Genomic DNA, 13,227 nt, shown 5'->3' with positions numbered 1-13,227 from the left:
AAAGACCGTTTTCCTTGACGCGGCGCCGAGGCCGCGGTTTTCACGAAGAGAGACGAAGCATGCGCCTGTCTATCGTTTGTCATGTCGCTTTTGCCACCCTTCTTGCCCTGAGCGGCGCCGCCGCCCACGCAGGCATCCAGGTGGGCGGCACACGGGTGATTTTCGATGCGAAAGTCGATGTGCGCGATGCGTCGGTCGCCGTGCGGAACAAGGGCGAGACGCCGTATGTGATCCAGATCTTCGTCGACGATGGAAACGGCAATACGCGCCGAATGCCGTTTACGGTCACGCCGCCGCTCTTCCGGCTGGACGGCGGCAAGGAACAGATCGTCGGCGTGCGCTATGTGAAGCGCGGCGCCGGCTTGCCGCAGGACGTCGAGTCCGTCTACTGGATCAATGTGAAGGAGATTCCGCCCACCGAGAAGCGCAAGGCGGACGTCAACACGCTCAGGATTGCCGTGCTTACGCGCATCAAGCTCTTTTATCGGCCGGCGGGGCTGGCGGGGCACGCGGCCGACGCGCCGTCGCAACTCAAGTGGTCAGTCGTGGCAAGCCCGATCGGGAAAGGGGTGGCGTTGAAAGTCAGCAACCCGACGCCGTATCACGTGACCTTTTCGACTATCGAGCTTCACGCCGAGCAGAACGCAAGCATCAACGCGGACATGGTGAATCCCAGGAGCGACCTGATCGTTCCGATTCCGTCGAAGGCTGTCTCGCAACTCGGCCCCGTCAAATTCAGCTATACCACCATCAACGATTACGGCGCCGTCACGCCGGCGACGGAAGTGACGGCGCAACCGGCCGGTTCGCCCGAGGCATCGCAGCAGTAAGGCGCGATGATTCGGCATCGCGGCGCCGATATCAGCCTTTCGCGCATACGTGTGACCATGCTGGCAGCCGTGTTGACGGCGCTTTCGGCGACCGCTCGCGGCGAACCGGCGCTCGAGTTCGATCCCGCCTTTCTCGAATTGGGCGGCGGCCAGGGCGGGGCCGATCTTTCCGTGTACGCGACCTCGAACCGCGTGCTGCCGGGCGTCTATTTGGTCTCGGTCCTTGTGAACGGCGAGGCGATCGATCGGCGTGACGTCGCATTCGGGGCCACCGGCACATATGAAGGACGGGAGGACGCGCTTCCCTGCCTGACCGCCAGGATGTTCGACGAGTGGGGCGTCGACGTGGCCGCGTTTCCGAGGCTGGCGCAAGCCGGCGAAGACGCATGCGTCGATATCGCCGCCAGCGTTCCTTACGCCCGGATCGACTTCGACAGCTACCGGCTGCAGTTGAACGTCACGATACCCCAGGCTGCGTTGAAGCGCCGCGCGCGCGGATCGGTGGACCCGGCGCGCTGGGATCAGGGCATCGACGCTGCGCTGCTCGACTATCAACTCAGCGCCGCCCAGTATGCGGGCGGCAATTTCGCGTCAGCCAATTCGCGTACGACGTTGTACGCGGGGCTGCGCGGCGGCATCAATCTGGGCGCCTGGCGGGTATCGCATACGTCGTCGTTCCTGCGGGGGCTCGATGGCCGGAATCGTTTTCAGGTCATCAATACGTTCGCGCAGCGCGACATCGCCGACTGGAACAGCCGGCTGATGGCCGGCGAAGGCACCACGCCCGCCAACATTTTCGACGGCTTTCAGTTTCTCGGCGTGCAGCTCAATACCGACGAGACCATGCTGCCCGATAGCCTGCGGGGCTACGCGCCCACCGTGCACGGCGTCGCGCAGACCAATGCGCAGGTGACGATCAAGCAGAATGGTTTCGTCATCTACAGCACCTACGTGCCTCCCGGACCATTCACGATCGACGATCTCTATCCGACGTCGTCGTCGGGGAATCTGGAAGTGACGATCACCGAGGCCGACGGGCACGTCACGACATTCACGCAACCGTATTCCGCCGTGCCGATGCTGCTGCGCGACGGTTCGTGGCGCTACAACGTCACGGCGGGGCGGTATCGCGACGGCATTTCAGGCTCGCATCCGAGCTTCGCGATGGCGACGGTCGCACGCGGCCTGCCGGCAGAATTCTCCCTGTACGGCGGGTTCATCGGGGCCGGCATGTATCAAGCGGCGCTCGTCGGCGTCGGCAAGAATCTCGGCAACATCGGCGCGGTATCGTTCGACGTGACGCACGCGCGCAGCGCGGTCGATCTGGCCGACAGCAGCACGGTGTCGGGGCATGCCTTTCGCGTACTTTACGCGAAGGCCGTGAGCAGTTGGGGCACGGATTTCCGATTGCTCGCGTACCGTTACTCCAGCGCGGGCTATCGAAGCTTCGCCGATGCGGTGCAATTGCGCGACGGCAGCGAGCCCGCCGTGCTGGGCGCCAAACACCAGCGTCTCGAAGGCACGGTGAACCAGCGTCTCGGCCGGTTCGGCTCGATGTACGCGACGGTGGTCGTGCAGACCTACTGGGGCAGTGCGGCGCACAGCACCGTGTATCAGCTCGGGCACAGCGGAACCTGGGGGCGCGCCAGCTACGGGGTCTATTCGGCCTACAGCAAAGGAAGCGGCGTGCCGTCGAGCTGGAACGTGTCGTTGTCGCTGTCGATGCCGCTGGAGGTGCTTTCCGGCGGCGCGCGAACGCGCGCAACGGCCGGCGGCAGCGCGAACGTTTCGTACTTCGTCAGCCGAAACAACGAGAACCACGTGAACCAGCAGATGACGGTCGGCGGCAGCAGCAGCGATCAGCGTCTGAACTACAGTGTGGGCGTCGCGCATTCCAATCAGTCGGACGTCAGCGGCTCGGCATCGACGAGTTACCTCGCGCCGTTCGGCCGCTACGACGCGTCGATCGGCAGCGGCCGCGGATATACGCAGGCCGCGTTCACGGCAGCCGGCGGCATGCTGTGGCATGGAACCGGATTGTTGTTCACGCAACCGCTCGGCGATACCGTGGCGATCGTGGACGTGCCGAACGTGCGGGGCGTTCACTTCGAAATGCACCCTGGCGTGACCACGAATCGGGCCGGCGAAGCGGTGATTCCGCGTTTGAATCCATATCGCGTCAATCGCATCGTCGTCGATCAGCGCCGCATGCCGCGGGACGTGGAGATCCGGAACCCGGTGAGCGAGGTCGTGCCGACTCGCGCGGCGGTCGTTCAAACCCGCTTCGATTCGGTCGTCGGCTTCCGGGCCATGTTCTCGTTGACGCGCGCTGACGGCTTGTCTCCGCCGCAGGGCGCGATAGCCGAGAACGACGAAGGGCAGGCGCTCGGCGTCGTCGGGATGGACGGCGAGGCGTTCGTGGCCGGCTTGCCGGCTGCTGACGGACATTTCGTCGTTCGCTGGGGCGCGGATCGGCAGAACCGATGCCGGGTGCATTACTCGCTGCCCGGGAAAGGGGCGGGCGACGCGTATCCTGCCGCGGAGGCGACATGCGATTGACACGCGAACGATGTGTTCGATGTCTTGGCCGGTATTGGTCGATGCTCGCTTTCTGGCCCGTCGTTGTCGTGCTGCCGGTCGGCGCGCACGCGGCCACCTGCGAAGGCGACAAGACCCTCGTCACGCTTCCCGCCATCGCAGTGGCGTCCGATGCGCCAGTGGGGACGGTGTTGTGGAGCCAGAGCGGGATTGCGTTCAACACCCATTGCACGGTGGGCTGGCCTTTCGATACCAGCAATATTTACGTTTGGCGCGCCGACTTGAACTCGATGCTTCAGCAATACGGATTGACATTCTGGCTGACCTACGCGGGACAGGGCGGCGACACCGCGCAGCAAATCAAGAGTCCGATGGTCGTCGATCTGGGAGGCAAGGCTGGCTATGCGAGCGGGACCGTCGACCTGGAACTGAGGAAGACGGGCGCGACGCCGGCGCAAGGCGTTGTCAGCGCGGCGGATATCCCCGCGTTCTATCTGGACAGCAATACGAACTATAAAAAGGGTTCGCACTACATTCGCGGGCTGACCGGCATTTCGTTCGTTTCCTATACCTGCGACGTCGACGCAGGATCGCGCAGCATGACCGTTCCTCTAGGCGACGTGCGCGTCGACCGCTTCACCGGAGCCGGCTCGACTTTCGCGGATCGAAGTTTCAGCATCGGCATGACGTGTACGCAGCCGGCCGGTGCATACAACATCTCGCTCACGTTCGCGGCGACGTCAGACGCGTCCGGCGCGCCGGGCGTTCTGGCGATCACGCAGGGCGCCGCGGCGGCGACGGGCGTCGGCATTCAATTGCTGATGAACGGCTCGCCGGTGACGTTCGGCTCCGTTATCGATGCCGGCAGTGCAACTGCGGGCGCGACGCTGGCGATTCCGATGACGGCGCGCTATTACCAGACCGGCAGCGTGGTGACGCCAGGCGCTGCACACGGCATCGCGACGTTCACCATCAGCTACAAGTGACTCATTCCGTCGTAACGGAAGAATCCGCTCGCGCGCATTCGCGGTTGCGTCCGACCGCTGCTTGATTCGTTGCCGATGATCCGGTTGGTGCGAGCACGCGCCGCGATGGCGGCGCGCGTTCGCATCGCCGTGCTTGCTGCTCGCCGATTCGCGAGCGCATGAACCCTCCAGAATTGCCAGTGTGAAATGAAGTGGCAGTGCGAATGATTTTCGTTCGTCAAGGGTCGAATGAAAATAGAAATTTCGTTTTGCGAATGAATAATCGGTGCGACGACACGCCGCACGCGAAAGGCTGAACTTCGCGCGTTTCGGCGTGTGGCGGGTTCTTTCGAAGTTTTGAGATATATCCGAAAGTCGCGTCTCTGTATCTTTGATGATGAGAATCGAAGGTGCGGGGCGGTGCGCATTCGGATGGCACGAGCGCCCGACAATCAATCCGCAACTTCGATCGACTCCATATTCGCCGCATCTTCAAGCGACACGTCGCAGACCCGAATCGGCGTTTCCGATCCTTTTATTCGTATAGCAGTACGAAACTAATATTGCGAGGAGTAGTTCATGAACAAGATTTTCAAATCGGTCTGGTGCGAAGAGACGCGTACTTGGGTTGCGGCGTCGGAGCACGCAGTGGCGCGCGGTGGCCGCGCTTCGAGCGTCGTGGAATCCGCTGGTGGGCTGAAAAAAGTGCTCAAGCTTTCGCTTCTGGGCGCTGCATCGCTGGTTGCGATGGGCGTGGTCGGGCCGTTCGCCGGGGAGGCAATGGCTGCGAATAACGCCGGCGTGTGCTTGACGTACGACGGTAGTAGCAACAATACGTCAGGTAGTGGCGGCTGGTTCGCTAATGGTTGTAATTCGGCCGGTTGGGTACAAGGCATGGTTACGGGCAGCAAGACGAATTGGGTCGGGCTGACCGCGGACGACACGCAGGTGGTTCTCGACGGCAGTGCGGGGAGCATTTATTTCCGGACGGGCGGCATCAACGGCAACGTGTTGACGATGTCGAATGCGACCGGCGGCGTATTGCTCAGTGGGCTCGCGGCCGGTGTCAATTCGACCGATGCGGTCAACATGTCCCAGTTGACCTCGTTGTCGACGTCGACGGCATCCAGCATCACTTCGCTTTCGACGAGCATGCTTTCGCTTGGCGTGGGCGTCGTCACGCAAAATGCAACGACCGGGGCGATCACGGTCGGTGCCGATTCGCCGGGCCTGACGGTGGATTTCACGGGCGGCCAGGGCGCGCGCACGCTGACGGGCGTGGCCGCCGGCGTCAACGATACGGACGCGGTCAACGTCAGCCAGTTGGCGTCGCTTTCGACCAGCACGACGACGGGACTTTCCACCGTCACTGACGGCATCGCGTCGTTGTCGACGTCGCTGTTCGGCACGGCAGACAATGTGACGTCGCTGTCGACGAGCCTCAGCACGGTCAATGCGAATCTGGCCGGCCTGCAGACGTCGATGGATAACGTCGTGTCCTACGACGACTCGTCGAAGTCGACGATCACCTTCGGCGGCGCGGGCGTCACGACGCCGGTTCTCCTGACGAACGTGGCGGCGGGGAAGATTGCCGCGACCAGCACGGATGCGGTCAACGGTTCGCAGCTTTACGCGTTCCAGCAGGAATTCTCGCAACAGTACGATCTGCTGACGTCGCAAGTCTCGTCGCTCAGCACCTCGGTGTCGGATCTGCAAGGCAGCGTCACGGCAGACGCGGGAAAAACCGCGTCGGGCAATAACAGCACCGCGAACGGTGACAACGCGACCGCGTCGGGCACGAACAGCACGGCCAACGGTGCGAACTCGACCGCGTCCGGCGACAACAGCACGGCGAGCGGGACGAACGCGTCGGCGACGGGTGAGAACAGCACGGCGACGGGTACGGACTCGGCGGCCTCGGGTAGCAACAGCACGGCCAATGGCGCGAACTCGACTGCTTCGGGCGAGAACAGTACGGCGAGCGGGACGAACGCGTCGGCGACGGGTGAGAACAGCACGGCAACGGGCACGGACTCGGCGGCGTCGGGTAGCAACAGCACGGCTAATGGCACGAACGCATCGGCGACCGGCGAGAACAGCACGGCAACGGGTGCGGACTCGACGGCCTCGGGCAGCAACAGCACGGCCAATGGTGCGAACTCGACCGCGTCGGGCGATAACAGCACGGCGAGCGGCACGAACGCATCGGCGACGGGCGAGAACAGCACGGCGAGCGGCACGAACGCATCGGCAACTGGCGAAAACAGCACGGCGACGGGCGCTGACTCGGCAGCATCGGGAACGAACAGCACGGCCAATGGCGCGAACTCGACCGCGTCGGGCGACAACAGCACGGCGAGCGGCACGAACGCATCGGCGACGGGTGAGAACAGCACGGCGACGGGCGCGGACTCGGTAGCATCGGGAACGAACAGCACGGCCAATGGCGCGAACTCGACCGCGTCGGGCGAGAACAGCACGGCGAGCGGCACGAACGCATCGGCAACTGGCGAGAACAGCACGGCGACGGGCGCGGACTCGGCGGCGTCGGGTAGCAACAGCACGGCTAATGGCACGAACGCATCGGCGTCGGGCGAGAACAGCACGGCGAGCGGCACGAACGCATCGGCAACTGGCGAGAACAGCACGGCGACGGGCGCGGACTCGGCGGCGTCAGGCAGCAACAGCACGGCGAGCGGTGCGAACGCATCGGCGACCGGCGAGAACAGCACGGCAAACGGCGCGAATTCGACCGCATCCGGCACCAGCAGCTCGGCATTTGGTGAGAATGCGGCGGCAGCCGGCGACAACAGCACGGCCATCGGCGTCAACACGGTCGCTTCCGGTACGACGAGCACCGCTGCTGGCACGAATGCGTCCGCTACCGGCGATTCGAGCACGGCGCTGGGCGGAAACGCGGTCGCGTCGGGCGCCAACAGCGTCGCGACGGGTGCCGGCGCAATCGCGTCCGGCGCGAACAGTTCCGCGTACGGCACGGACTCGAGCGCGACGGGCGCGGGCAGTGTTGCCATCGGTCAGGGTGCGGTGGCGTCGGGGTCGAATTCGGTCGCGCTCGGCACCGGTTCGGTTGCGTCGGAGGCCAACACGGTGTCGGTCGGTTCCGCAGGCAGCGAGCGCAGGATCACCAACGTCGCCGCCGGCGTCAATGCAACCGACGCCGTCAACGTCGGCCAGCTGAACAGCGCCGTGTCAGGCATGCAAGGCCGGATCGATTCGATCGCACGCGACGCCTATTCGGGTATCGCAGCCGCGACCGCGTTGACGATGATTCCGGACGTGGATCCGGGCAAGACGCTGGCAGTGGGCATCGGCACGGCCAACTTCAAGGGCTACCAGGCGTCCGCGCTCGGCGCGACCGCGCGCATCACCCAGAACGTCAAGGTGAAGACGGGCGTGAGCTACAGCGGCAGCAACTACGTGTGGGGCGCCGGCATGTCGTATCAGTGGTAACCGCGCGGCGATCCCGCGGGCCGGCGCACGACGCCTGGCCCGCGGGGCGTCGTCCGGGCCGTCGCATGCACGCATGCGACGGCTCTATTACGTCATTCGTCGTTTCTCGCATCGCGCGAAGCCCGCCACGCACTCGGCCTGATTGTGTCGGGCGCCGCCGCGCATCGAAATTCTAATTTCTTTGATGTTCGTCCAATGTGCGTTCGCATATAAATGGATATCGGTCGCAGCACGGCCGCTACGTTGAATACATGCGACGCATCCGATCGAGAGAAAAGCGAAAAGTGGATCCGGATGCAGCCGTCGAGCGACAGCAGGTATCGGCGGCACGCAAGATCGTCCGGCGACGGATGCCATTGCGTCGCACGCGCGCGCGAAAGCGCGAGCGTGAATCGGGCTGATTTCGGACTCCAGAGGAGATGTGCGATCGAACGCGATCCGGAAGTTCGCCGGACATGTTCGAGCGGAAGCGTCCGGCCAGGGGCTCGTCGATCTCCACTCGCGGCGCTTTTTCGGAACTCTATTATTTTCGCCGCCCGGATGCGCGTCTATCTTCGTCAAAGACCGGTGTGGAAATGCGTGAAATTTTAAATCATGCCGATGCTCGCTCGATTTGACGAGCGGGCACTTTTTATCTCCGGATCGGGATCGTATTGGGCAATTGCGTCGCGCGACTTTCGCGGCGCGGTCGATGGGAGATTTGTTTGATGGAGCAGCCGACGTCGATTCGATCGACGACTCGTTCGCATGCGCGATTCGAGGATTCGTGGGATCGGATTTCTCAATGGACTTTTCTACTGGTGCCGCTCATTTTCATCGGGTTCTGCGTCCTCCTGATTTCGCTCTGGTACGTCGACATCTTGACCGGATGGATGATCGTGGCTTTCGTTTTGCTCATCGAAGCCATGTTGCTCGGCATCGGCTTTTTCGTCTTCATGATGGTGCGAATGTCACGCCGGCGCGGCCGCAGCCACGATGCGAAGACAGCCTCGTGCTATTCGAATCAACCTGACGACGCGGATTTGCCGCTGCCGGTGGGATTTGATGGCGTTAAGACGGTTGAATGTGTTTTTAAATCAAGGCAGATGGGTGTGTTTCGGGTAAGCTGCTACAACACGAATTGCCCATTCATGCGTGGAGCAGATGAGGCCGAACGCTCGTCCTGGCAGCCGGGGCAAGCCTATTCGAGCGAAGCGCTGCCGCGTGAAAGCGAAAGCAAAGTGAAAGAGTGAATGTGCAATGGAAGCACGGGCGACTCGAAATCGATTCGCGGCGCGAAGCGGCGACCGGACCAGCGCCAGTGCCGCCGCATTCGAGCGAATCGTGCTCGCGAGCGATACGCACGCAAGCAGGCAATCGTTTTCGTTTGGCATGGAATGCGCATGAGGGCGCGTTGGACATTGTTCGCGCGCCACTCGGGCGCTTTTCGTTTTTTTCGGAGCCGCTATGTCCAGCGTTGCCTTACATACAAGAAGCGTCGTCGTGGCCGACGATCACCCGATCGTTCTCCGTGCGGTGACGGACTACGTCAACTCGCTGCCGGGATTTCGGGTCGTGGCGTCGGTTTCGTCGGGAGACGCACTGCTGTCCGCGATGCGCGAGCAAGAGGTCAATCTCGTCGTCACCGACTTCACGATGCATCAGGCGGATGACGACAAGGACGGCTTGCGTTTGATCTCGCATCTGATGAGGGCGTACGAGCGCACCCCGATCATCGTGTTCACGATGCTGACCAACAGCGGGGTGATCAGCCAGCTGTGCCGCATGGGCGTGGCGGGGCTCGTCGGCAAGGAGGAGGAGATTGCCGAGCTCGGGCGAGTATGTCTGAACGTTGCGCGCGGCGTCGGCCAGTCGTTGTCGGCCGGCATGGCCCACCGGCTCGCGGTCGTCGGCAGCGTCAGGCCCGGCGAAGCGGCGTTCAACGCGCTGACGCCGAAGGAACTGGAAGTCGTGCGGCTGTTCATCGGCGGCATGTCGCTCACGGACATCGCCCGGACGCTGAACCGCTCGCTCGGGACCGTGTCGACGCAAAAGCGTTCGGCGATGCGCAAGCTGCACGTGGACACCAACGTCGATCTCATCAACTGCGCCCGAGAGCAAGGACTGCTCTGATGCAAGGACTTCTGCAAAAGCTCGATGGGTCGCCGCTGAGGAAGTTCTATTCGCTCGAGTCCAACTTGAAGCGCGAACGACGGGTCTTCGCGATCGTCATCGTGCTGCTCGTCTCGGCGGCCCTCAGTATCGCGGCCATGACCATCACCGGATTGTTCCAGACGGCTTTCCGGCAGGAAGAGCAAAACGCGCGCATCCACGAAAAGGAAGTGGTCGACGTGTTCCTGCAGCGCCGCATGATGTTGACGACGGCGAGCCTCGTGCTGCAGCTTCGGATGAACGGCGCGCCTTCGGCGCTGAGCGTGCCGGTGCCGAACGCATGCACGCCGATGGCCCATAACGCCCGCGACGATGCGATCCTGCGCGAGAGCTGCGATTACACGGTGCAGTTGCTGGCCAACTCGGGGCAGACGCCGAGCATCGAAATGGTCACGGCCGACGGTGCGGTCGGCTACGGGCATCTGTTTCCGGCGGGCGACCTGAACGCGCTTCATTCCAGCACGCCTGGCGAACTCGTTTCGGCCGTGCTCGAGCGGTACAAGACGCGCAGCCTGGATCCGCTGGAGGCCGCGCGCAAGAAGCGAATCCTCTGGTTCGCGGTCGGAAGTGGCGAAAGCGGCGAAGAGCTTCACATGATCGGCGTGTCCGTCGTGTTCAAGGACGACCGGCTCTATGGGCTCGTCTTGACGAGCGTGGACCTCAACAGCCTCGCTTCGCCGACCGATCCCGCGGGCCGCGTGCAGCAGCCGGTCGTCGTGGATTCGGACGGCGTGCCGCTCGTGAACGCCGGCGATTCGGAAACGGTTCGGAAGGTCGACGAGCGACTCGTCGGGAAGCAGGACGGCCTGTATCACTGGGTTCCCGGCTTCGGGTGGGCCCTGCGCCGTCCCGCGCCGTTCTCCGGCTTCGGGCACATGACGTATCTGCTTCCGCTCGATCTGCAACTGCGGTCGATGAGGTACGAGCTGAGTCTCATCGGCGGCGCGACGCTCGTGCTGATCGTGTTGCTGTTCGTCGCATTCCGATACTGGAACTACCGGTTCCTGACGCGCATTTACGAGGAGGCGTCGCGCGCGCTCGAAAGCGAAATGCTCAACCACCTGCTGGTTCATGCGACGCCGGTCGGGTTGTGCATCGTGCGGCGCGCGACGCTGGAAGTCGTCGTCGCCAATCCGATCGCACGCACGATGCTCGGCTTGCGGCTTTCCGACCGGCATTTGCCGCAGGCGCTGCAAACCGCGTTCGAATCGTCGCTGGCCGCGCAGGACACGCCATCGGACGACGCACGCATTTTCCAGTTCCCGTTCACGCTGTCGCGCGCCGGGCATGCCGCGGTCCACATCGAAATCACGTACGCGCCCGCGACGCTGAATGCGCAGGAAGTGTTCTTTTGCGCGATCACGGACATGACCTCGCACCACCAGGCGGAGATCCTGCTGCGCGAGGCGAAGCTGACGAGCGACGCTGCGGCGAAGGCGAAAGTGGCGTTCTTCGCGTCGATGAGCCACGAAATCCGCACGCCGCTGTCATCGCTCGTGGGCAACATCGAACTGGTCGCGCGCGGGCCGCTCGCACCCGAGCAGCAGGCGCGCGTGAAGGCGATGGAAACGTCGGCTCGCGGTTTGATGCAGATCGTCAACGACGTCCTCGATTTCTCGAAGATCGACGTCGGCGAGCTGAGCCTGATGGAGGAGTGGTCGAACATCGCCGATCTGCTCGACCGGCTGGCGCTCTCGCACGCGCCGCTCGCGACACAGCAGGGATTGAAGTTCTACATGGTGTTCGAGCGCAGCCTGCCCGCGCGGCTCTACTTCGATCCGGTCCGGGTATCGCAGATCGTGAACAATCTGCTGAGCAACGCGCTGAAGTTCACGCCGTCGGGCAAGATCGTGCTGCGCGCCGGCTGGCATGCCGGCGCGCTCGAAATCAGCGTGACGGATTCCGGCATCGGCATCCCGGACGACCTGAAACACCGGCTCTTCCTGCCTTTTACGCAGGGTGACAGCAATCGACTGAGGCAGGCGCGCGGCACCGGCCTCGGATTGTCGATCTGCGCGCGCCTTTGCGAGTTGATGAAGGGGCGCATCGATCTGGAAAGCACCGTCGGCGTGGGAACCCGGATCGCGGTGGCGCTGCCGCTCGCCGCGTCGGAGGGCGATTCGAGCAACGCGTGCTGGACGCTTCCCTATCGCCGGGTCGCCGTGCTCGGTCGAGCGCAGGAAAATCTCGAATGGCTGACCAATCTGTTCGACCCGGGCGTCACGGCCGTGACGGCTCTCGCGAATCCCGCCGACCCGATCGACGCGGACGCGCACGACTTCCTGATCGTCACCGACGAATTCGCGCCGGCCGACGTGCTGTCGTGGTGGAGAAGGCCGGACTCGATCGTATGGGTCGGCCAGGCCGGCCCGCTCGTGCCGAGACGGCGCGACGAGGGCGGCGTGGAAATCAGCATATATAGCCTGGCGGGACTGAAATCCGCGACGCACATGCTCGCCGCCGGCCGCACGGCGCTCGTCGACACCGGGCAGGCGCCGAAAGGGATGGAGGCTGGAATCACGGTGCTGATCGCCGAGGACAATCTTCTCAATCGCAGCCTTCTGTTCGATCAGCTGACGACGCTCGGCGCGCGGGTCCTCGAGGCGAAGAACGGCGAGGAGGCGCTCGCGCTGCTGTCGAAGGAGCCGGTGGACGTCGTGATGACCGACATCGACATGCCGGTGATGGACGGTTTCCAACTGCTCGCCGAAATGAGAAAGCTCGGCATGACGATGCCGGTGTACGCGGTCAGCGCGAGCGCGCGGCCGGAAGACGTCGCGGACGGCCGGGCGCGCGGCTTCACGGATTACCTCGCGAAGCCGGTGCCGCTCGATCGGCTCGAGACGGTCGTGCGCGCAAGTTGCAGCGCGCCGACGGGCGAGCGTGTCGAAGACGACGTGCAGGACGATCTGCCGGACGTTCCCGACGTGCCGGCCGCGTACGCGCGGGCGTTCGTCGCACAGGCCGGCGGGGAGCTGGCGGAATTCGACGCGATCCTGCGCGAACGCGCGCTGCCGAAACTGCGGCGCTGGCTTCACGGCGTAACGGGCGGCATCGCGGTCCTCGGGCCTTCCGCGCTGCATGAGCAATGCCAGGAGCTGCGGACCTACGCGCGCGAGTCCGCTGAATGGAACCGCGAGATCGAGCTGCAGGCGCTGGCCATTCGGGATGTGCTCGAGCGGATGGTGGCGGCGCTGACGAGCGATTGACCGTCGGGGCAGCGGTCCCGGCGGATCGGGGGCGCTCGCCCCCGCGGCGGCGCTGCGCGGGTT

General features: G+C 64.0%; 7 protein-coding genes. All 7 read left to right on the top strand.

Features of this window, described 5'->3' with window-relative positions; genetic code table 11:
• Positions 1-59 precede the first annotated feature (59 nt).
• Positions 60-830, top strand: a complete 771-nt coding sequence (locus KY49_RS16145) for a fimbrial biogenesis chaperone (RefSeq protein ID WP_042585607.1) — start codon at positions 60-62, stop codon at positions 828-830.
• Between the two features lie 57 nt (positions 831-887).
• The gene (locus KY49_RS16140) at positions 888-3,389 is read left to right on the top strand and encodes a fimbria/pilus outer membrane usher protein (protein ID WP_042585606.1); all 2,502 of its coding nucleotides are present in this window, start codon (positions 888-890) and stop codon (positions 3,387-3,389) included.
• Positions 3,380-4,354, top strand: coding sequence for a fimbrial protein (locus KY49_RS16135; RefSeq protein WP_042585605.1), 975 nt, complete (start codon positions 3,380-3,382; stop codon positions 4,352-4,354). The genes KY49_RS16140 and KY49_RS16135 overlap by 10 nt, the downstream gene beginning before the upstream one ends.
• A gap of 558 nt (positions 4,355-4,912) precedes the next feature.
• On the top strand, positions 4,913-7,804 hold the full coding sequence (bpaC, locus tag KY49_RS16130) for a trimeric autotransporter adhesin BpaC (RefSeq protein WP_042585604.1): 2,892 nt from the start codon (positions 4,913-4,915) through the stop codon (positions 7,802-7,804).
• A gap of 707 nt (positions 7,805-8,511) precedes the next feature.
• Positions 8,512-9,036, top strand: coding sequence for a hypothetical protein (locus KY49_RS16125; protein WP_231636438.1), 525 nt, complete (start codon positions 8,512-8,514; stop codon positions 9,034-9,036).
• A 214-nt stretch (positions 9,037-9,250) separates the two neighbouring features.
• Complete coding sequence (locus tag KY49_RS16120; RefSeq protein ID WP_010094192.1) at positions 9,251-9,916, top strand: response regulator transcription factor; 666 nt, start codon at positions 9,251-9,253, stop codon at positions 9,914-9,916.
• Positions 9,916-13,164, top strand: a complete 3,249-nt coding sequence (locus tag KY49_RS16115) for an ATP-binding protein (protein ID WP_042585602.1) — start codon at positions 9,916-9,918, stop codon at positions 13,162-13,164. The genes KY49_RS16120 and KY49_RS16115 overlap by 1 nt, the downstream gene beginning before the upstream one ends.
• Positions 13,165-13,227 lie beyond the last annotated feature (63 nt).

Source organism: Burkholderia sp. MSHR3999 (genome assembly GCF_000833595.1).
Lineage (GTDB): Bacteria > Pseudomonadota > Gammaproteobacteria > Burkholderiales > Burkholderiaceae > Burkholderia > Burkholderia ubonensis.
The sequence above is the reverse complement of the archived record's forward strand: the minus strand, read 5'-3'. Positions and strand labels throughout refer to the sequence as shown.